The sequence below is a fragment of the Lascolabacillus massiliensis genome, assembly GCF_001282625.1.
In the GTDB taxonomy this organism is placed as follows: domain Bacteria; phylum Bacteroidota; class Bacteroidia; order Bacteroidales; family Dysgonomonadaceae; genus Proteiniphilum; species Proteiniphilum massiliensis.
In genome coordinates this window covers 1,603,981-1,625,098 of record NZ_CTEJ01000002.1, presented here as the reverse complement: position 1 = coordinate 1,625,098, position 21,118 = coordinate 1,603,981, and the positions used below count along the sequence as shown (strand labels likewise).

General features: G+C 39.4%; 18 protein-coding genes and 1 tRNA gene. 7 read left to right on the top strand and 12 right to left on the bottom strand.

The features are described 5' to 3' along the window. Positions 1–2: 2 nt before the first annotated feature. The 10 genes from BN1354_RS11600 to BN1354_RS11560 form a co-directional block, all read right to left on the bottom strand. Complete coding sequence (locus BN1354_RS11600; protein ID WP_045090345.1) at positions 3–800, bottom strand: DUF4296 domain-containing protein; 798 nt, start codon at positions 798–800, stop codon at positions 3–5. Then, positions 757–1,434, bottom strand: a complete 678-nt coding sequence (locus BN1354_RS11595; protein ID WP_045090346.1) for a lipoprotein signal peptidase — start codon at positions 1,432–1,434, stop codon at positions 757–759. Before BN1354_RS11595 ends, BN1354_RS11600 begins: the two co-directional genes overlap by 44 nt. 26 nt (positions 1,435–1,460) lie before the next feature. Beyond that, complete coding sequence (locus BN1354_RS11590) at positions 1,461–1,841, bottom strand: TraR/DksA family transcriptional regulator (RefSeq protein ID WP_045090347.1); 381 nt, start codon at positions 1,839–1,841, stop codon at positions 1,461–1,463. An 88-nt stretch (positions 1,842–1,929) separates the two neighbouring features. Beyond that, a complete protein-coding gene (gene ileS, locus BN1354_RS11585) occupies positions 1,930–5,346 on the bottom strand; it encodes an isoleucine--tRNA ligase (protein ID WP_053827284.1) in 3,417 nt (1,138 codons plus the stop codon). Between the two features lie 107 nt (positions 5,347–5,453). Beyond that, positions 5,454–6,647, bottom strand: coding sequence for a pyridoxal phosphate-dependent aminotransferase (locus BN1354_RS11580; protein WP_053827196.1), 1,194 nt, complete (start codon positions 6,645–6,647; stop codon positions 5,454–5,456). A 303-nt stretch (positions 6,648–6,950) separates the two neighbouring features. Further along, positions 6,951–7,097, bottom strand: coding sequence for a hypothetical protein (locus BN1354_RS12045; RefSeq protein ID WP_157360209.1), 147 nt, complete (start codon positions 7,095–7,097; stop codon positions 6,951–6,953). Between the two features lie 289 nt (positions 7,098–7,386). Further along, on the bottom strand, positions 7,387–8,223 hold the full coding sequence (locus BN1354_RS11575) for a hypothetical protein (RefSeq protein WP_154904861.1): 837 nt from the start codon (positions 8,221–8,223) through the stop codon (positions 7,387–7,389). Positions 8,224–8,796: 573 nt separating this feature from the next. Then, positions 8,797–9,429 (bottom strand): hypothetical protein, encoded by a 633-nt coding sequence (locus BN1354_RS11570; protein ID WP_053827194.1) that lies wholly within the window; start codon positions 9,427–9,429, stop codon positions 8,797–8,799. Beyond that, on the bottom strand, positions 9,420–10,973 hold the full coding sequence (locus tag BN1354_RS11565) for a transglycosylase domain-containing protein (RefSeq protein WP_053827193.1): 1,554 nt from the start codon (positions 10,971–10,973) through the stop codon (positions 9,420–9,422). Before BN1354_RS11565 ends, BN1354_RS11570 begins: the two co-directional genes overlap by 10 nt. A 284-nt stretch (positions 10,974–11,257) precedes the next feature. After that, a tRNA-Ser gene (locus BN1354_RS11560) sits at positions 11,258–11,344 on the bottom strand. Between the two features lie 117 nt (positions 11,345–11,461). On the opposite strand from BN1354_RS11560, the gene mltG reads away from it, so the two are divergent. Continuing rightward, positions 11,462–12,490, top strand: a complete 1,029-nt coding sequence (gene mltG, locus BN1354_RS11555) for an endolytic transglycosylase MltG (RefSeq protein WP_053827192.1) — start codon at positions 11,462–11,464, stop codon at positions 12,488–12,490. 72 nt (positions 12,491–12,562) lie between these two features. On the opposite strand, the gene BN1354_RS11550 is transcribed toward mltG, so the two are convergent. Beyond that, on the bottom strand, positions 12,563–13,219 hold the full coding sequence (locus BN1354_RS11550) for a DUF6266 family protein (RefSeq protein WP_053827191.1): 657 nt from the start codon (positions 13,217–13,219) through the stop codon (positions 12,563–12,565). Between the two features lie 910 nt (positions 13,220–14,129). Between BN1354_RS11550 and nusB the strand changes: the two genes are divergently transcribed. From nusB to BN1354_RS11520, 6 genes are all read left to right on the top strand, one after another. Further along, entirely contained in the window at positions 14,130–15,056 is a 927-nt protein-coding gene (nusB, locus tag BN1354_RS11545; RefSeq protein ID WP_053827190.1) for a transcription antitermination factor NusB, read from the top strand. Positions 15,057–15,083: 27 nt separating this feature from the next. Further along, positions 15,084–15,395 carry a preprotein translocase subunit YajC gene (yajC, locus tag BN1354_RS11540; protein WP_045090361.1) on the top strand — a complete coding sequence of 104 codons (312 nt, stop codon included), beginning with the start codon at positions 15,084–15,086 and terminating at the stop codon, positions 15,393–15,395. Positions 15,396–15,411: 16 nt separating this feature from the next. Next, positions 15,412–16,401, top strand: coding sequence for a YbbR-like domain-containing protein (locus BN1354_RS11535; protein WP_154904860.1), 990 nt, complete (start codon positions 15,412–15,414; stop codon positions 16,399–16,401). 2 nt (positions 16,402–16,403) lie between these two features. Beyond that, positions 16,404–16,997, top strand: coding sequence for a dephospho-CoA kinase (gene coaE / locus BN1354_RS11530; RefSeq protein ID WP_053827188.1), 594 nt, complete (start codon positions 16,404–16,406; stop codon positions 16,995–16,997). 87 nt (positions 16,998–17,084) lie between these two features. After that, a complete protein-coding gene (locus tag BN1354_RS11525) occupies positions 17,085–17,282 on the top strand; it encodes a winged helix-turn-helix domain-containing protein (RefSeq protein WP_045090364.1) in 198 nt (65 codons plus the stop codon). 104 nt (positions 17,283–17,386) lie between these two features. Then, a complete protein-coding gene (locus BN1354_RS11520) occupies positions 17,387–20,236 on the top strand; it encodes an FAD-binding and (Fe-S)-binding domain-containing protein (RefSeq protein ID WP_053827187.1) in 2,850 nt (949 codons plus the stop codon). 7 nt (positions 20,237–20,243) lie between these two features. Here BN1354_RS11520 and BN1354_RS11515 read toward each other — a convergent pair whose 3' ends face one another. Further along, positions 20,244–21,116, bottom strand: coding sequence for a YitT family protein (locus BN1354_RS11515; RefSeq protein ID WP_053827186.1), 873 nt, complete (start codon positions 21,114–21,116; stop codon positions 20,244–20,246). Positions 21,117–21,118 lie beyond the last annotated feature (2 nt).

Below are 21,118 nucleotides of genomic sequence, written 5' to 3'. Positions count from 1 at the left end.
AATTATTGCCCTCCCAAATATATGTCATACAACTGAATATTCGGAGTAATTCCGTTTGAACTCTCAAAACGCACAAAGCCATAAATTTGTTTAAGAGTATCGTTATCAATATATTTGGAAATAGGAGTACCATAGTTCCTGTTCTCTTTAATTTTCTGGTATCTATAGATGGTAGTATCATTATACTCCAGAATCAGCGCAGAAGTCAGATTGTTGTTGCCCGACTGAGGTATTCCAATCGCATTCAGGTTGAACGAGAAGAAGTTGCTTGGAATATCTTTTGAGATAGCTGCTGAATCGAGTTGAAAACGGAACCCTTTACTATCAGTACCTGGTGTTTTAAATGTGTAAGTACGTGGAATATAAGAGGCTGAATAAATTTGGATATCAGGTTCAGCCTTCTCTAAACTAAGTTTTGCATTTCTCGAGTCGATCTCTATCTGTGCCCTTTTCAGCCGAGCCTTAACAGAGTCGTTCATTCTGAGATAAAGGTCAATTTTATCGGAGTACCACGACAAGGAGGTGTCCCACTGAGCCTGTGTTACGTTATGCTGAGCAAAAACCTTGTTTATATATGCCTCTTTCTTTTCCGGTTCGCTGAAATCCTGATAATCATTATCCATTATCGCTTCGGCAATATAAACATCATACATAAGCTGTTCCATTTTCTTTCTGTTTAACACCTCCTTGGGTCTGTTCTGACAAGAAGATATCAACAGGCTCAATATCACGAGCACTAAAAGGTTAGAAACAGTTTCAGGTCTCACTGGTAATTTCTTTTTCTTTTTGTTCCTTATCATATTTTTCACGCTCAGATTTAGAAAGAAGTGAATATGATAAAGTTTTTCTGTAAAACAATAATAGCAGAATGACACCTACAGTAATTGCAGAATCTGCGATGTTAAATATAAATCTGAAGAAGAGAAAGTCCTCACCCCCTATAAACGGTATCCAGTTGGGAAATGTTCCGCTAAAAAGTGGAAAATATAACATATCCACAACTTTACCGTGAAGCAGCGTTGAATAGCCCTCACCCCATGGAACAAAAGATGCTGTGTGGCCGGCATAGCTGGCTTCGAAAATTACACCATAAAAAACACTGTCAATTATATTACCGGAAGCACCGGCAAGAATCAATGCCACACAAGCGATAAAACCTTTTTTAAAACCCTCTTTAATTAATTTTTTAATGTAGATAATAATAAATACAACAGCAATTATACGGAAAAGCGAAAGAAACAGTTTCCCTCCTGCCTCAATACCAAACGCCATCCCATTATTTTCTACAAAATAGATTTGAAACCAATCAGTAATGTTAATGGTGTCGTAAAGACTCATATTTGTCTTAACCAAAATCTTCGTGAGCTGGTCGACGAGAATAACCATAAAAACTACTAAGATAGCTACCAATGTCTTATCTCTACGACTATCCATAAATCAAGATCTTCATATGATTGATTTTACCTCCTTTTCTTTGATTTTGCTTCAATACTGAGTGTAGCATGAGGAACAGCGCGAAGGCGTTCTTTCGGGATAAGTTCACCTGTTTCGCGGCATATACCGTATGTACCGTTTTCAATACGTACCAGTGCAGCCTGAAGATTCTGAATAAACTTCATCTGCCGTTGAGCCAGTCTGCCTGCCTCTTCCTTAGAGAGAGTAGATGCACCCTCTTCTAGCACTTTATAAGTTGGAGAAGTGTCCACAGTATCATTACCATCAGCATTTGTAACCGCTGCCCTGTAATTTTCATACTCCTGTTTGGCTACTTCCAGTTTTTCTACAATAATAGCTCTGAATTCCTCCAACTCTTCAGCTGAATATCTCGTCTTTTTACTCATAATAAATTTTTTTTGAGAGTGTTCTCTTTTACTAACTATAATTTTTCATGTATACGCATACGCAAATATACATAAAAACAAATTATTCTCAACTGTTTTTATGAATACTGATTGTCAATGAAACATCATCAATATCTATTTCATCTTCCAATTTTTCATTTACAATCAATATCTCATCTGCAAGCACCTGATTTCTTATGTATTCCGAATTATCAGCCACTGCCTCATCGATTGCAGGGTGCGACATAATCTTCACTACAATCCTGTCGGTTATTTCAAAATCCTTCGCTTTTCTCAGATTCTGTATCCTGTTTACAAGCTCACGAGCTATACCCTCCTTACGAAGTTCATCCGTAATAGTGATATCAAGAGCAACCGTCAGTCGGCCCTCATTCTCCACAAGCCATCCCGGGATATCCTCAGAGATTATCTCCACGTCGTCCAGACCAACTATCACCTCCTGACTATCTATCATAAAGGCGTACGATCCGTTCTTCTCAAGCTCCTGAATATCTTTACTGTCAAACTCCTGAATCTTAACAGCCAGCTGCTTCATAATCTTTCCATATCTCGGTCCCAGCTTCTTAAAGTCAGGCTTAGCCCTCTTCACCAATATCTCACTTGCTGAGTCAACATAAGCAAGCTCCTTAACATTTACCTCGTTAAGTATCAACTGTTCAACCGCCTGCAGATTACTCTTCTGTTTTTCATCAGCAACAGGTATCATTATCTTTGTAAGAGGCTGACGCACCCTTATATTTACCTTACGACGAAGAGCGAGCACAATCGACGAAACAGTCTGCGCCAGATACATCTGATCTTCCAGCTGCTCATCTATCAGACCCTCCTCAACAACCGGGAAATCGGTCAGATGCACTGAGTCGGCCCCCTTCTCACCTGCAACCGAAGTCAGGTCCAGATAAAGCCTGTCAGCATAAAACGGAGCAATCGGAGCCATAAGCTTGGAAACCGTAACCAGACACTGGTAGAGAGTCTGATAAGCCGACAACTTATCGTCGGTCATCTCACCACCCCAGAAACGTTTACGGTTAAGTCTTACATACCAGTTACTCAAGTTATCGTTAACAAAATCATTGATAGCGCGACCAGCCTTGGTTGGCTCATAATTCTCATAACCCTGATCAACCTCCTTCACCAAAGAGTTAAGAAGAGAGATAATCCAGCGATCTATTTCAGGACGATTCTCAACCGGTATCTGTGGATACTGATTTCTGAAATCATCAACATTAGCATAAAGCACAAAGAAAGAGTAAGTATTGTAGAGCGTACCGAAGAATTTTCTGCGAGCCTCTTCAACCCCCTCAACATCAAACCTCAGGTTCTCCCAAGGCGCAGCGTTAGTAATCATATACCAGCGCAGAGGGTCAGAGCCATACTTCTCAATTGTAGTGAACGGATCCACAGCATTACCGAGACGTTTCGACATCTTATTGCCATTCTTGTCCAGCACAAGACCATTCGACACAACATTCTTAAACGCCACACTACCCTTCACCATCGACGCAAGCGCATGCAGAGTATAGAACCATCCACGAGTCTGGTCCACCCCCTCAGCAATAAAATCAGCAGGGAACACCTTCTGAAACTCCTCTTCAGCTATATGAGGATAAAACACCTGTGCAAATGGCATCGCACCACTATCAAACCAAACATCAATAAGATCCGATTCACGATACATCGGTTTACCGCTATCAGAAACAAGCACTATATTATCAACATAAGGACGGTGCAGGTCTATCTTTTCATAATCAAGATCTTTATAATCGCTCAAGCTAACCCCTTTCCAAGGAAGCTCACTCATCACACCGGAATCAATTGACTTCTGCATCTCCTGATACAGCTCCTTCACCGAACCGATACACTTCTCTTCCCTACCATCCTCAGAGCGCCATATAGGAAGCGGAGTGCCCCAGTAGCGACTCCTGCTCAGGTTCCAGTCCTGCAGATTCTCCAACCACTTACCAAAGCGTCCGGTACCAGTCGACTGCGGCTTCCAATTGATTGTGTTATTCAGTTCAATCATCTTATCCCTGCATGCTGTTGTGCGAACAAACCAGCTATCCAGCGGATAATAGAGAACAGGCTTATCCGTTCTCCAGCAATGCGGATAGTTATGCACATGCTTCTCTATACGGAAAGCACGATTCTGCATCTTCAGCATCACAGAAAGATCTACATCAAGTGTAGCATCCTTCTCAGTAAGAGTGTCATCATACTCATTCTTAACATATCTGCCGGCAAACTCACCATACAGATCTGCATTCATACTGTTTTCTACAAACTGCGGATCAAGCTCCTCAATACGGAAATATTTACCAGTCAGGTCAACCATCGGACGCATTGCCCCATCCCTGTCCTTAAGTAAAATACCATCCACACCGTTCTCCTTGCCCACCTTCATGTCATCAGCACCAAACGTAGGAGCAATATGCACAATACCGGTACCATCCTCAGTAGTCACGAAATCCCCCGTCACCACCCTGAATGCATTACCGTTTGCCTTCACCCATGGCATCAGCTGCTCATATTCAAAGCCTGCAAGCTCCTCACCCTTCCATACCTTATCAACAACATGGAAAGGAATATCCTTATCACCCGGCTTATAATCCTCAAGCGACAACTTACTGTTCTTCTCAGGGAAGTAAGTATTCAGCAGGCTCTTTGCAAGCACCACAGTAATAGGCTTATCGGTGTACTGGTTATATGTCTGCACCGCCACATACTCGATATTCTTACCCACAGCAAGCAGCACATTAGAAGGCAACGTCCATGGAGTGGTTGTCCACGCCAGGAAAAACGCCTCACCAAACTCCTTCCACTCAGGCAGCGGATCAACAATCTTAAACTGAGCCGTACAGGTTGTATCCTTCACATCCCTGTAGCAGCCGGGCTGGTTAAGCTCATGAGTACTCAATCCCGTTCCGGCAGCCGGAGAGTAAGGCTGAATAGAATATCCTTTATAAAGATAATCCTTATTATAAAGCTCCTTAAGCAGATACCACAACGTCTCTATATATCGATTATCATAAGTGATATAAGGATCACTCATATCCACCCAGTAACCCATCTGACGAGTAAGATCCTCCCACTCCCTGGTGTATTTCATCACCTCGGTGCGGCAAGCAGCATTATACTCCTCAACCGATATTTTAGTACCAATATCCTCTTTCGTGATACCCAGAGATTTCTCAACCCCCAGCTCCACGGGCAAACCGTGCGTATCCCATCCGGCCTTCCTGTTTACCAGGAAACCCTTCATCGTTTTATAGCGGCAAAATATATCTTTAATTGAACGTGCAATAACATGGTGAATACCGGGCATACCATTAGCAGAAGGCGGCCCCTCATAAAAAACAAAGTCAGGATGCCCCTTGCGAATCTCTAAACTTCGTTTGAAAATATCTTTTTCATCCCACTCTTTCAGCATCTCTCTGTTCACATCTGAAAGATTCAAGTGACTATGTTCAGGAAATTTTTTACTCATCATCAATTAATTATAGCCTTTGAAAAATAATTTGCAAAGGTAATAATAAAAATAGAAAACCCGGCTCGTTAACCAAGCCGGGTTTTATTTTGATTTAAAATAATGTGTCAGGACAACTTCTCAAGAGCAGTTTTAATCCTTGCCACAGCATTCTTTATATTCTCATCAGAAGTAGCATATGATATACGTATACACCCCGGAGCACCGAAAGCATCACCCCCAACACAAGCCACGTGCGCCTCCTCCAGCAGGAACATAGCAATGTCGGTAGCGCTCTCCATAACCTTACCATTATAAGACCTGCCGATAAGGCTCTTACACTCTGGGAAGATATAAAACGCACCCATAGGATTATTCACATTCAGCCCCGGAATCTCTTTAAGCAGTCCCACTATCAGGTTCCTGCGCCTTTCAAAAGCAGCCCCCATCTCTGCAACGCACTCCTGACTACCGGTATAGGCAGCCACAGCCGCCTTCTGTGCAATTGAAGAAGGGCCCGAAGTATATTGTCCCTGCAGCATACTGCAAGCCGATGCAATCCACTGTGTCGCAGCAATCCATCCAATACGCCATCCAGTCATCGCATATCCTTTAGACACCCCGTTCACGATAACCACACGGTCACGTATCTTATCAAACTGCGCGATCGACTCATGCTTACCAATATAGTTGATATGCTCATATATCTCATCAGAGATAACTATAACATTTGGATATTTTGCCAGCACCTCAGCCATCTCCTTCAGCTCCTCAGCAGTATAAACACTTCCGGTAGGGTTAGATGGCGAGCAAAGAATCAGCGCTTTAGTCTTAGGAGTAATAGCCTCCTCCAGCTGCTGTGCAGTAATCTTAAAATCCTGATCAATTCCGGCATATACAAACACCGGGTTACCCTCAGCCAGCTTCACCATTTCCGGGTAGCTCACCCAGTAAGGAGCAGGGATAATCACCTCATCATCCTTACCAATGATAGAGAGTATAACGTTGCATATCGACTGCTTAGCACCGCTCGATACAACAATCTGTGCAGGCTTATAATCCAGCTCATTCTCCCTCATCAGTTTCTCACAAATAGCAACCTTCAGATCCTGGAAACCAGCCACAGGAGAGTAGAAAGAAAAGTTATCATCTATTGCCTGTTTGGCAGCCTGTTTTATATGGTCCGGAGTATAAAAGTCGGGTTCCCCCACACTCATATTAATAACATCAATTCCCTGAGCTTTCAGTTCATTGCTTTTTTGTGCCATTGCGAATGTTTCAGAAGGCGATAAAGCATTTAATCGGGCAGACAATAAATCCATAAAATTGTTATTTTGATTAATAATTTGGACAAAGATAGATAAAAATCATATTACCAACTGCTCAATGGTGAAAAAAAGTCATTATAAAGATGAAATAGGCTACAAATAGAAAAAGCCACCTATCGAGGTGGCTTTAATGGAAAAATATATATATTGTTATTACGATTTAGTTCTAAAAAAATAAAGCATCAGTGATCATTTATCACTTAGCTTCAGAATCAGTGTTAATCAACTTCCCCACTGCATCAGCATACTTGCAGGATTTCCTGCTTTCTGCTCTTTGTTTGTTTATTTGGAAGTTGTTCAGCTTGCCATGCGCAAACTTGCTTTCAACGTACGGATTCTGTTTAATCTGTTAGTACGATAAGAAACAGATCCGTTAGAAATGTTTTGTTCCAGATACTTTATCTGATCCAAAATCTCTTCTTTGGTTAGGTTTCTGATTGTCATAATTTTTCCTTTCTTTTAAAATTAAAGTTATGATTAATCGGCAACCGTCTATTTAAGAAGCCATTCAATATGTAGTTGATAACCTAATGATGATTCTAAATAACTCGCTTGCCATTTAAATCAACACAAAGATAGTACATTTTATATGTTATACAACATATTTTTGATTGTTTTTATCTATCGATCATTAACACCGCCTATACCTCTAAAAGAAAGGCTTCATATGCAATACAACATCTTATTTACGTATGCAAATATACAACATTTATAATTATGAATTTTAAACTTCCTACCTTTCCACATTGGGTAGACCTGTTTGTTTTTTAGAAAACAGATCTTTTACGTTATAATGTCTACGATGAAGTAGCCATACAATGATCAATCCAAAAATGAAGGTAGACGTCGATGTTTCAACCATATGGCTGAACCTTACACTAGCTATAGGCATCAATGGATTAGGCATAATATGACCTAAGTGTGGTAATGCTAAAAGAAATGCGACCAACAATCCAGTCAGCCAAGGCTTTACTCTTGAACCACGAATTATTGGAATTGCTATTACAGCAAATAATATTCCTCGGGCTAATTGCAGTAAAATTAAGCTTGGTGAATCGATGAATGTATCAAAGGTATGTTCAAAGAAAGGTGCTATCTCTCCGGAGCTACCGTAAAATGCTCTGAGTTCAGGATTTTGCCATGCTATAAAGTAACCGGCCAACCAATATATTACCAGATAAGTAACAGCAAGAATACCTAATTTTAAGAGTAATTGCTTAAAAGGCATTAGCATTTTTTTATCTCCAACGATAACATCTCTTTTCTTCCATTTATTGCAAATCAGAATAGCAAGAGGAATATAAATGAATGGTATTGATAATCCCATTAAAAATAAGCGTGGAAGTAAATTGGGTGATACCGTTAAATCGGTAAGAAAATACCACGTTTCAACTTGTGTTATAAAAGTAAATGACCCATAATATGCCAAAGCTAATAGTAACGCAAGTCGCCATCCGTACCATCGTGAAGAAACAATAATCCCGATTATCAAAATTGTATTTATTAAGCCTATAATAAGCATACCGTTTGCGTCACTCACTAAACCAGGTTCTGAAGCAGTAGTCGGCATCACGTCTCCAATTGCTAATGTACCTAAGATCCAAATAGGAAAGTAAAGAATAGTCAATAAGATTATCCTAAAAGCCCAAATCAAAATTTTCTTAGTATTCATATTGTTTTGTGTTTAATTTATAGGAATTGATGTATTGTGTACAACTTTTCAAGGCTTGGCCAAAGTTTTTTATCTTATTTTGTGTAGGATTTCTTTCTGTTTGGGTTCAATATTTAGTTGGTCAAATATTTTTTTCGATAAACTTAATGAGTTATCAAAAGCCAAAACGGTGTTTTCTGGATTTAAATCCGAAGTTACTTTTTTATACGCTGAATACCAAATCGTGTCAATGTCCTTTTCGAGAAGTTTGAGTTTATATATTTGGGCAGTTAATTATAGCTTCATCGAAATATATTTTTTATGTTCAACATTCTGTTTGGTAAAATTGCTTCCAACGTTTTGCAGCTACCCGAAGGTGGCGATTTCGAAGCGATTCACTGTCAACCAAGAAGAAACTTTGATAGAAGCACAAAGCTTGATTTAACCACTGAACCGCCACTTTTGGGTAGGTGCTGTTGGTGGCTGTGCTTCTTATCTCTTTAGCCATTTGTCTAGCAAATAAATCCCAAAAATTCCTGCTACAAAAATTCCAATTCTCTGATATAAATTACTGTCAATGAATAGAATTGTTACATAAAATAGAGTTGAAAATACTAAAGTCAAAGCAATTATATATTGCAATGATAGTATTGTTATGCCCACAAACCTTTTAATAGGACTATAGTTAGAAAAGCTCCTGTAAAATATTATTTCGTCTTGAACCTTTGAAATCTTCTTGTAAAGTTCTTCGTCAATATTTATTATTGTCGCCAAGAGCAATTTTTCATCGGTCTTTGGGTCTATTGCAATTCTTAAAACATTGTCATATACTTCTTTACTTAAATATGCTGCTTTGCCGTCTGTGAGAAGAATTGTCTGAAGTTGATTTTTGTATTCTAAGCTCTCATCTCCTTCAGGAAAGTATGCAATGAAATTTAACCGTGTTTTTACTTCAGTTAATATCTCAATTCGCTTGTCAAAATATTTTGTAAAAGTATTTTTAGATTCAGTCAGAGGCTTTTCTACGAGACTTTTTACAAGCCAAGAAATAAATGCAACAAATGTTGTCAATAGGAATATTACAACGTTAGGATTTGCTTCTTTTATGATTGTCATTATATCCATACAAAGTTCGTATCAGGTTTAAACATTGAAGAAACATTCCTTGAAATTTGATTCATAAAGCTTCCTTCTTTTGATAAATCATTTAATTCATTTTCATTTCTTAATATAGCATAAACCAAGTCAGCATTTCCCAAAACAGCAAATCTTTCTTTGTTGTCATTAGTAGTCCCTGTCTTTAGAAAGGCATTTTCAATTCTAAGACCTAATTTCTCGTAAAATACTTTGTTAAGAATTGAAAGGCACTCAGTTTTGGTATCAGTTAAACTGGTAGAATTAAAATAACTTGAGTAAGCTAATGCTAATTCGTATAAAGAAATACCACTTTTTGTAGCACCTAAAATACTTGAAGGGAAAAAATCTGTTTCTGGTTTGTTAAAAATGTCTGACAAGAATTTTAAGTTAGTCTCAAATCCAACCTTACTTGCCGCATTTAAAAATGAATTATTGTTTGAATAAAATAATGCTTCTTGAATGTTAAGCTGTGATTTGTAATAACCAACTTCTCTTACTTCCCAATATAAATTATTTTTAAGAGCATCAAATTTTTCAAATTCTGAAATTCCACTTTCTCTTAGGTGGCAATATAAAAAAGGTTTTAAAGTTGAGCCGACATTTGATTTTGAAATAAATGGATAATCTGTTCCATAACTGCTAGCAAAGCCAACAATCTTACCTTTTCTCAACGCAACGATTGATACAGGATATTTTGATTCAGAAACAAATTTTCTAGCGAATTCTTGAGTTTTAAAGTCAATGGAAGATATTATGGTCTTTCTTTTATCGTCAATTCGATTTGCTATAAATGGAATGGCAGTATTTTTAAAACTTGAAAGTTGAGTTTCGGAAACAGTGAGTTTAGAGTTTAGATTTTTTTGAAATCTGTTTTTCGAAATTACTTTTCGGTCAAGCAAAATACTGTTTAAAGTTTTATATCTTTTTTGAGTAATTTCTGGTCTCTTGGAGTAGTAATTTGGTCCCCGTAAAATAGTTAGTAAATAGAGCAGTTCAGTTTGAGTCAACTTTTCTACTTCTTTACCAAAGTAATATAGTCCTGCTGTTCTTAAACCCCAAATGTTTTTGCCAAAGTAAACATTGTTGAAATACAAATTCAAAATTTCGTCCTTTGAATATTGCTTTTCTATTTGAACAGCTTTAATGGTTTCCTTTAATTTTCTTGTTACTGTTTTTCGAGTATCGCGAATGATATTTCTTGCTAACTGTTGACTGATTGTGCTACCACCTTGAACTATACGTCCTGCTTTTAAATTTTCGACAAGTGCTCTAGACACACCTTTAAAGTCAATGCCATTATGACTATAAAATCTTCTGTCTTCGATTTCGACTAAGAAATTTTTTAAACGAGTTGGAACATAGTCAGAAATAGCTTTGCAGTCATAGCTGTCAGAAACAACACCCAAAGGTGTCTCTCTGTCAGAGTCCTTGCAATATATAACATAACCGTCTAGTTCGTTTTTCATTGTCTTGTTGTGTCGTCTTTTAGCATTGCCACCAACATCATATTTACGCAAGCTAATATACAACATTCGTTTATAAATTTAAAACATTCGCATAACATTTTTTTGTAATCACCCAACCCAACAGCAAAAAACCAATTTTATCATACACTTAAACATCAAGCTGTTATTTTCATTTACGAATGTTCTGGCATCTTTGTAGTACTCTTAAATTCTGTAAAATAAAGGGAACTATGATCTAATTCATCCTTATCAATTAAGCGAAGATGAAATTGAAAAATAAAAAAACCCCACAAGTCATTAAACTTGCAGGGCTTGTCTTACTTTTGGCTGTTTTTGGCTAAGCCTTTCAGCGGAAGCGGGGGGATTCGAACCCCCGGTACAGTTACCCGTACGACAGTTTAGCAAACTGTTGGTTTCAGCCACTCACCCACACTTCCTTTTGGTAATTTTGCTGAAATCGGATGCAAATATACATGAATGTTTTCAACTTTTCAAAGAAAACAATCAATTTCAAACCTAATATTTATACTTTTGTCGTTTTAGGTCGGTAAATTATGAAGAAAAGAACAAAAATCATCCTATTAACTGCTGGCATCTTACTGCTAATCATTATTTCAGCCGGTATATACACCTACAATGCAATCTTCAAACCGTTCGATCATCCCGAAACGGTATACATATATATAGATGAAGAGAAGAGCTATGATAAAGTGATAGACCAGCTGCAGGAAAAAGCAGGCATACCCAACGAAAGAATCTTCAATCTGCTTGCCGACAGGATGAAATACATCAACAACATAAAAACCGGTCGCTACGCCATCAAACCCGGCACCACCATGCTCGATGCAATACGTCTGCTCCGCTCAGGAGTGCAGGAGCCGGTAAACCTCACCTTCAACAATATCCGCAATATGGAAAGCCTGGCAGGGCGACTTTCTAGCCAGCTTATGGCCGACAGCCTCTCGCTTTTGGAAGCACTAACCAACCCCGATATAGCAGCAGGATATGGATTCAACAGTCAAACCTTTGGAGCCATGTTTATCCCCAACACCTACCAGGTGTATTGGGACACGAGTGTAAAAGGACTAACCGACAGGATGAAAAAAGAGTACGATGCATTCTGGAACAGCAACCGCAAAAAGAGAGCCGAAGAGATAGGCCTCACCCCTCTGGAGGTATCAACCCTTGCATCCATAGTTGAAGAAGAGGCAACCTATGCAGATGAATATCCAATAGTTGCCGGACTATACCTCAACCGCATAAAACGAGGCATGCGCCTGGAGGCCGACCCCACCGTAAAGTTTGCCGTTGGCGATCCCACCCTTCGCAGGATCCTCTTCAAGCACCTCGAAGTTGAATCGCCATACAACACCTACAAGAACGACGGACTGCCCCCCGGTCCAATCAGGATACCCTCTATACAGGGAATAGATGCAGTACTCAACCCCGTAAGTCACAACTACCTTTTCATGTGCGCAAAAGATGATCTCTCGGGCCGTCACAACTTTGCTGTTACACATGCCGAGCACGCCAGAAATGCGAGAGCATACCAGAGGGCATTGAATGAGAGGAGGATTTATTGAAAGATATTCCTTACAAATGGCTCATGAAAATCTAAGAATAAATGAATCAGTAACTATAATGTTTTATGGTTTTCATTTTTCTGTACATTTAATATATATACTATCTGAATTTTGTGTTATGTCATATGTACTCAAATAAAGCCAAAAATGCAGATCTTTTATGCTCCAAAGCTTATTAATAACCATTTTAGAACTTAAATCAATTGTTGCAGTGCCCTTTGAACGTTTGGCACTATTGTGAAAGCAAACAGCTTCGGGTGTTGATTCATTTAAGCACACAATATTAACACGGTCATCTTCTCTGCCGGGATAAGTATCAAAAATCGGTTCCGGATTCCAATTAACTGTAGCTAACTTTGTATTACTGTCAACATTTACTGAAACAAAAGTGGGAAGTTGCAATTTACCTTCGGCTACCTGAATCTTACTATAATCAAGTTTGTACTCAGGATATTCACCTATGACAGCATTGTTTAATGCTTTCGATACTGCTTTTCTATAAGCGTTATCTGTATTTAAAAAACCTTTTTTAATTACCCTGTTTAATGGCGAAAGAGATTTATTCACCATCCCAAATCTCATTCTGTAAGCTAACTGTTTAGGTGTTTTGGGATCTTTTGGAATTACATGTTTCCTTAATATTTGCTTCCCATCTTTACTCACATAAGCAACATAAGGTCCTAATTTACCAGAAATCAGACCTAATTTTTTTAAGTCTACTATACCCATAATATTTAATTATTATTCATTACAATATACCTATTATTATGCATATTAGCAACACCTAATCTCTATCCACCTCATATTTTTATGAGGAGGATATAAAGTGAATATGAGGAGGATATGAAGAGGATTCGGACTTGGTACGGAGTAGCTTTAGCTATGTATAGTCCTTAAATAGGTTTACACTAAGAATAATTTTCTGAAAAAAGGGAGCTGCTATATGTAATTGATAATCAATGTTTTTATTTTTAACAACTGATAAGAATAGCTGTGGGGGCGGAATTCATGCAGTACTAGCTTGCTAAATATCGTAATTTTTGGTATATTTGTGAAATGCCAGTCTATCAATAATATGGCAACTATATATGAGCAATATCATATATTTTGTGTAACGAATAAACTATATATATTGACATAACGTATGTTTACTTCCAATTTAAGAAAATCAGGGATTAAAGTAGTCCGTAAGAGTCATGCATTGGTAGCATATTTAATATTAGGTGATGAAAGTGTACGAGGTGTAGGTGAAAATGAACTATAATATTTGACGCTATTACATTACTACTTTATTTACTAATTAGTATATAATACACCTACACTTTATACACTTTATACATAAAAAAAGAAAGAGTAAGTAAACCACTTGTAATATTATGATAAAATTTAAAATGCCATATTTGGAACCATATACAACCAGGGATAGCAGACATACTTGTACACACTGCAACCATGATAAAACATTTCAACAATACTAACATCAATATCAAGTTAGTTTACAAGTATTCCACCAATCACTAATGAAATATAAACCAATCTATAACAACCTTTTGATTTTTTGTATATTTAATACCGAAAAAAATAACTACTTTTGCAACTCATTATAAGCTATTGCTTAAGAAATAAGTTCATTCATAAAATGATAAACAGAAATTTAATTCGTATAAGGACTGTTCAGTTAGTCTACTCATGGTATCAAAATACGAATAGAGATTTAAGAAAAGCTGAAAAAGAGCTGTTGTTCGGGTTACAAAAATCATACGATCTTTATTATTACATGCTGCAGCTGATGCTGGAAGTAACTAAGGCGTACGAACAGAGAGTGGAGGCTAAAAAGAATAAGTTCCTTCCTTCAGAAGAGGATCTGAATCCAAACATGAATCTTCTTGAGAACAAGTTCATAATACAGCTGAGCGACAACAAGCAGCTGCAGAAGTATAACCTCGACAGACCACAATCGTGGGAAGAGAATGAGTCATATGTTAAAAACCTGCTGGAGGTTATTCTGGAATCGGAAACATATAAGAACTATTCTCAGATTCAAGCGCCAACATACGATGAGGACAGGGAGTTCTGGAGAAAGGTATTTAAGCAGTTTATATGCGGAAGTGAGGAGCTATACGATCTCCTTGAGGATGAATGTATATACTGGAATGATGATATAGAGATTATTCAGTCGTTCGTGCTCAAAACAATAAAGAGATTTAATGAAAATAAGGGGGCTGACCAACCGCTTCTACCAATGTTTAAGGATGAGGAGGATAAGGAGTATGCACTGAAACTTCTGCATGAGACTATCCTTGGGGAGAAAAAATTCAGGGATCTTATTGAGGAGAATACAGATAAATGGGATTTCGAGAGGATTGCTGTGATGGATCTTATTATAATGCAGGTGGCTCTTGCCGAGATTTTTACTTTTGAATCGATCCCTACCAGTGTTTCGCTGAATGAGTATATTGATATCGCAAAATCATACAGTACTCCTAAGAGCGGTACTTTTATAAATGGAATTTTAGATGCGATAGTGCATAAAATTAAGAATGAAAATCTTATCTTTAAAAATTAATTATAAACTTATAAAAAATAATTTCTTATGAATATTTTATTACAAGCAACAGCACAAGGTCCTGCAGGTGGAATGGGTGGAACTTTAATCATGCTTATTGCAATTATTGCAGTATTCTATTTCTTCATGATTCGTCCACAGCAGAAAAAGCAGAAAGAGCTGCAGAAGAGCCGTGAAGCCATGACAACAGGCGATAAGGTTGTTACTGCAGGTGGTATTCATGGAAGAATTAAAGAGGTGGGCGACACATGGTTCCTTGTGGAGATTGCCGATGGTGTGAGGATTAAAATCGAGAAGACATCGGTTTTCCAAACTACAAAAGATATAGCTGCTCAATAATAAATTCATTCGTGCAATGGATTTAAAAGCTATCATAAAGGATGGGGTCCCCAGGTTAAAATCATACTTCTCTGCTTTGCCGTGGAAGAGTATGCTGACTTTCCTGTTTTTCCTTTTGGTAGCTTTTATTTTCTGGTTGATGCTCTTCTTCCAGAAACAAAATATTGAAGGTACCTACCGTGTACCATTGAAATACACAAATATCCCCGAAGATGTGGTGTTTGATAATCCTTTGCCTGCTTATATTGATGTGAGCGTTTCTGATAATGGGGCGGAGATTTTCAGGCTTGATATTAGGAAAAAGGACTCGCTGGAGATCGATTTTGCTGCATTGACGGAAGATGGCACTACGCTTATTCAGGGTGAGCAGTTTCGTCAACTGCTGCGGGGTAAGTTTGCATCGGGTACGATTATCAGGGGGTATTACCCTATGACGCTATCTCTAGCTACCTCTAAGCTGGAGAGTAAGGAGCTGACGGTGGCTTTTGACGGGGAGCTGACCATGAGCAGGGCTAATCTGGTTGCCGACTCTGTAACGTTTATTCCTGAAACGGTTATGGCATACGGATCGAAGGAGTCGCTCGACAAGCTTAAGGTTGCTACCACTGAATATACTTTGTTTAAGAATCTGAACGCTACCTCTCAGCTGAAGATTAAGATTAATCCGGTGGAGGGGGTGAAGTTCTCTCCTACTGAGGTGGATATTTATATCCCGGTGGTTGAGTATACTGAGCAAACATTCGAGGTTCCGATAAGGGCTACTCACCTACCCCGAAATCTTGATGTGAAGTTTTTCCCTTCTCGTGCTAAGGTTACATTCTCTGTTACTCTTGATGAGTATAAGAAGATTGTTGCTGAGGATTTCGAGATTGATCTGGATTACAGGAAATTCAGGGATAATCAGGATGGACGTGTTGAAATTAGTCTGACCAAAGCACCGGCAACAGCTATTGAGCCGAAGCTATCACCTACTCAGGTTGAGTTCCTATTTGAAAATGTTGACTGAAGATGATCAGAATTGGTGTGACCGGAGGCATAGGTAGCGGTAAGTCTGTTGTGTGTGATATTTTCCGCATTTACGACATACCGGTATTTGATGCTGACATCGAGGCGAAAAGGCTTAATGACACTTCTCAAACAATTAGAAGGCAGCTTATTCATCATTTCGGGCCTGATATCTACGAGAACGATAGATTGAACCGAAGGAGGTTTGCCGAACTGATTTTCAGCAATGATCAGAATATTAAGATTGTTAACTCAATTATTCATCCTGTGGTGGCCGACTGCTTCCTGGAGTGGTGCAATAGCTATAGGGAGTGCCCTGTTGTTGTTATTGATGCTGCTCTTCTGATAGAGGCCGGCTTTAATCAGTTTGTTGATAAAGTGATTACGGTTTATACTCCCGAGGAAACAAGGATTGAGAGGGTTATGAAACGTGACAGGGTAAGCAGAGAGCAGGTGGAGGCGCGTATGTTTAACCAGATGCCCGAAGAGGAGAAGGTGAAGCATTCTGATTATGTTATCTACAATGATAGCAGCCACTCACTGATAGAGCAGGTTTCGAAGATTCTTGATGAGTTATCTTTCACTCACTCAGCTTAAACTGCAGCTAAATTATTGCAATTAAGATTTTTAGATTTAACTTTGTAGCTTAATTAGACTATTAATTTTGTAAACAATAGAAAAAAAATGATTGAGAAATTTGGTATTAATGCCGGGAAAGTATGGACTGTGCTTGATAAGAAAGGAAAGCTGGAGATAAAGGCTCTTAAGAAAGAGACAAAATTAACTGATAAAGATCTTTACGCTGCATTAGGATGGCTGGGACGTGAAGAGAAGATTGCTATTGAGACTGAAGGAAAGGATATCTTCATCTCACTGAATTAAGATTTTAGACTTACCTATATGATTATTGAAAGAGCGGTTGTTTAACTGCTCTTTTTTAATATTATTTTGTAAGTTTGTGCTCTTACATGTAAATCCTTTATTGAATGACTGAAAAACAATTGCATAAAGAGCTTGCTGATATATTCACTGCAGATCAGCTGTTTACAGATGAGCTCTCTCGCCTTACAAAGGGTACGGACGCCGGTCTGTATCGTCTCATACCAAAAGCGGTTGTTAAGGTAAATTCTGAGGAGGAGGTTATTCGCCTGCTCAGGTTTTGCAACGACAAGAAGATTCCTGTGACTTTTAAAGCGGGGGGAACTAGTTTGAGCGGGCAGACTATTTCTGACTCCATACTTATGGAGGCGGGCAAGGGTTTTGATTTTTCGGTTATTACTGATAATGGGGAGACAGCCACTTTTGGGTGTGGTTTGACAGGTGGTGCGGCTAACCTTATTCTAAGGAGATATAGAAGGAAACTGGGACCAAAACCGGCATCTGTTAAGTCGGCCAAGATTGGTGGTATCATCTCTAATAACGCAAGTGGCTCCAGCTACGGTATTCTGCACAACAGCTACAACACCATCAAATCGATGCGCATTATTTTTGCAAATGGCTCTGTTCTGGATACGGGCAATAGCGAGAGCCGCAAAGCTTTTATCGCTGAGAATCCTCAACTGATTGGTGATATAGTTCAGCTGCACAGGGATGCTACTGAGAACAAGGCGATTGAAAGCAGAATTGCATCGAAATTTAAGCTTAAGAATACCTGCGGATATGGAGTAAACTCTTTGATCGATTTTGATGATCCAATCGATATAATTCAGCATCTGATGATTGGTTCGGAAGGAACGCTTGGCTTTATCTCACAGGCAACCTTCAGAACTGTTCATGATGCTCCTCTGAAGGCTACTGCAATGGTTTACTTCAGGAACCTGCGTGATGTGAGTGAGGCTATTATCCCGCTCAGGGGCTGCCAGGTGAGTGCTGCTGAGCTGATGGACAGAAATGCACTTAGGGCTGTTGAAGATCAGCAGGGTATGCCGGAAGAACTGAAGACACTGCCTGAGGGTGCGGCAGCTCTGCTTATTGATACTTCGGCAGATGATGAGGCTACTCTTCTGAATCAGATGCGTGAAATTGAGGAGAGGCTTGCTCATATAGAGACATTGACTCCAATAAAATTTACTACTGATAAGTTTTTATACAACCTCTACTGGAATGTGCGTAATGGTCTGTTCACCTCGGCGGCGGCTACCCGCCCTGCTCACACTGCAAGTATTATAGAGGATGTGGCTTTTAGCGGAGAGAGTCTGGGTGATGCGCTTACTGATCTGCGTGAGCTTCTTGTGAACAGCGGTTACAGCGATGCAGTGATGTGGGGACATCTACTCGACGGGAACGTCCATTTCACAGTTTTCCCTGATATAAACAGTGGGGAGGAGGTGAAAAGATATTCCACTTTTATGCATGAGCTATCTGAACTGGTTGTTGTGAAACATGATGGCAGCCTTAAGGCGGAGCATGGTACCGGCAGGAATATGGCTCCGTTTGTGGAGAAAGAATGGGGAAGCGATATATACGATTTGATGAAGCGTATAAAGAGGGCATTTGATCCTGATAATGTTCTTAATCCGGGGGTTATTATAAATGATGACAGCGAGGTATTTATAAAAAATCTCAAACGGATACCTGATGCAAATCCTATTATAGATAAATGTATTGAGTGCGGATTCTGCGAGGTTGTTTGTCCTTCCAAAGATCTTACTCTGACACCAAGACAGCGTATTGTTGCATACAGGTTTATTGCTGACAGCAGCTCTGCAGAGAAAAATAGGCAGAAGAGTATTCTGAAGCAGGTGAGGGAGATATCATATCCGCTGGATCAGACTTGTGCTACGGATGGACTATGTGGGATAGCTTGTCCTGTTGACATTGATACGGGTAAGCTTGTGAAGGAGCTTAGATGGCAGCAGAATGGCAAACTGGCAAATATGGTGGCTGACACTATTGCCTCAAATATGGCGCCGCTTACATCTTTTATCAGGGGATTTATTACTCTGCCCCACTCTATATCTAAGGTGGTTGGATATAAGTCCATGGAGAACTTTGCAAGAGGTATTTACAAGCTTGGGGATGGTGTTTTTCCACTTTGGAAAAAATATACACCATCAGGGAGCAAAAAGATAAAACAGAATATATACTCAAATGAGAACCCCGATTCGCCTGAGGTGGTATATTTCCCATCATGCATAACAAGATCAATGGGTGGCCCTTCGTTCGGTTACGAAGAGAAAGAGGATCTGCCTGCAAAGATGCTCTCTGTTTTGAGAAAAGCGGGGTATAAAGTTATTATCCCTGAAGAGAAAAACAGACTTTGCTGCGGTATGGCCTTCAGTAGTAAAGGTTTCAGAAAACAGGCCGCCAGGAAGGAGAATGAGCTGAATGAGGCGCTTTTAAAAGCAAGCAGGAACGGTGAACTGCCAATAGTGTGTGATATGAGTCCATGCCTCCTGCATATGCGTGAGACTTTGGACGGGAGACTAAAACTGTATGATCAGGTTGAGTTTATTCATGATTTTTTGATTGGACGGCTCCAGTTCACAAAAGCACCTGTGAGGATTGCTGTTCACTCTACATGCAGTGCTACAAAGATGCAGCTGGAGGAGAAACTGTTTAAGGTTGCATCGCTCTGTGCAGATGAGGTGATTGTGCCGGATAGTGTGACATGTTGCGGATGGGCGGGTGACCGTGGATTCTTCTATCCGGAACTGAATAATGCGGCTCTCTCACCGTTAAAAAATGAGATAATGAATGCGAGTGAGGGTTATTCCAACAGCAGGACATGTGAGATTGGACTATCTATTAACAGCGGTGTAGCGTATAAGTCGCTCGTTTACCTTGTTGACAAATGCACAACAATGCACAACATAGTTGACGAATTCAGATCATAGAGAGGAATCACCTCATCCTGTCGAACCCTTTGCCATAGACACCATTTACATTGGCCTGTGAGATAAATGCTTCTGAATCGATGCTCTTGACCATACGGAAGATGGAGTTTGACTCACTTCGCTTTGCCATTACCAGCAGCACCTTCTGTGGCTGCTGGGTGTACCATCCGGTTCCATCAAGCACTGTGCATCCTCTGTGCATATGATGATTAATCTCATCGGCAATCTCTTCATACTTCTGAGAGATTATGAAAAATTGAACCGACTGCCTGATACCGTTTAATATCCAGTCGACCGAGGTAGACACCACCGCTATTATGATGAGACCATAAACGATGGTTTCAACGCTTCTGAAAAGTACAAATGAGGAGGAAACAATAACAAGATCAATAAGCAGCATCATGCGACCCGGGGTGACATTCCTGAACTTGTTGATGATCATTATGACAATATCCGTACCACCAGTACTTCCATTGACAGACATAACCAGTCCCACACCCGCACCGGCAACAATTGCACCGATCAGACCGGCCATCAGAGGCTCATCCATCATTATCGTCGGTAGATCAAGACTCTCGAACATACCAATAAAGATTGACAGAGAGGCAACCCCTACGATAGTCTTTATGAGAAACTCAACACCAAGTATCTTATATGCAATCATTAACAGGATACCATTCATAACCAGTACCTGAACAGATACCGGAAGTCCGAATGCATAATTAACAAGCACAGCTATACCTGTAAGTCCTCCCAATACAAACTTGTGAGGCATAATAAACTGGGTTACCCCAAGTGCATACATAAATGTGCCAAGTAATATCGAAAGGTAATCTTTCCAATAGAACCTTTTAATACCAAGTGCTTTTGATCTCTCCATTT

What these genes read in the sequence shown, in the direction of transcription:
- BN1354_RS11600 (WP_045090345.1), bottom strand. Translation starts at nt 800, where the DNA reads ATGATAAGGAACAAAAAGAAAAAGAAATTACCAGTGAGACCTGAAACT.
- BN1354_RS11595 (WP_045090346.1), bottom strand. Translation starts at nt 1,434, where the DNA reads ATGGATAGTCGTAGAGATAAGACATTGGTAGCTATCTTAGTAGTTTTT.
- BN1354_RS11590 (WP_045090347.1), bottom strand. Translation starts at nt 1,841, where the DNA reads ATGAGTAAAAAGACGAGATATTCAGCTGAAGAGTTGGAGGAATTCAGA.
- ileS (WP_053827284.1), bottom strand. Translation starts at nt 5,346, where the DNA reads ATGAGTAAAAAATTTCCTGAACATAGTCACTTGAATCTTTCAGATGTG.
- BN1354_RS11580 (WP_053827196.1), bottom strand. Translation starts at nt 6,647, where the DNA reads ATGGATTTATTGTCTGCCCGATTAAATGCTTTATCGCCTTCTGAAACA.
- BN1354_RS12045 (WP_157360209.1), bottom strand. Translation starts at nt 7,097, where the DNA reads ATGACAATCAGAAACCTAACCAAAGAAGAGATTTTGGATCAGATAAAG.
- BN1354_RS11575 (WP_154904861.1), bottom strand. Translation starts at nt 8,223, where the DNA reads ATGCCGACTACTGCTTCAGAACCTGGTTTAGTGAGTGACGCAAACGGT.
- BN1354_RS11570 (WP_053827194.1), bottom strand. Translation starts at nt 9,429, where the DNA reads ATGGATATAATGACAATCATAAAAGAAGCAAATCCTAACGTTGTAATA.
- BN1354_RS11565 (WP_053827193.1), bottom strand. Translation starts at nt 10,973, where the DNA reads ATGTTGTATATTAGCTTGCGTAAATATGATGTTGGTGGCAATGCTAAA.
- mltG (WP_053827192.1), top strand. Translation starts at nt 11,462, where the DNA reads ATGAAGAAAAGAACAAAAATCATCCTATTAACTGCTGGCATCTTACTG.
- BN1354_RS11550 (WP_053827191.1), bottom strand. Translation starts at nt 13,219, where the DNA reads ATGGGTATAGTAGACTTAAAAAAATTAGGTCTGATTTCTGGTAAATTA.
- nusB (WP_053827190.1), top strand. Translation starts at nt 14,130, where the DNA reads ATGATAAACAGAAATTTAATTCGTATAAGGACTGTTCAGTTAGTCTAC.
- yajC (WP_045090361.1), top strand. Translation starts at nt 15,084, where the DNA reads ATGAATATTTTATTACAAGCAACAGCACAAGGTCCTGCAGGTGGAATG.
- BN1354_RS11535 (WP_154904860.1), top strand. Translation starts at nt 15,412, where the DNA reads ATGGATTTAAAAGCTATCATAAAGGATGGGGTCCCCAGGTTAAAATCA.
- coaE (WP_053827188.1), top strand. Translation starts at nt 16,404, where the DNA reads ATGATCAGAATTGGTGTGACCGGAGGCATAGGTAGCGGTAAGTCTGTT.
- BN1354_RS11525 (WP_045090364.1), top strand. Translation starts at nt 17,085, where the DNA reads ATGATTGAGAAATTTGGTATTAATGCCGGGAAAGTATGGACTGTGCTT.
- BN1354_RS11520 (WP_053827187.1), top strand. Translation starts at nt 17,387, where the DNA reads ATGACTGAAAAACAATTGCATAAAGAGCTTGCTGATATATTCACTGCA.
- BN1354_RS11515 (WP_053827186.1), bottom strand. Translation starts at nt 21,116, where the DNA reads ATGGAGAGATCAAAAGCACTTGGTATTAAAAGGTTCTATTGGAAAGAT.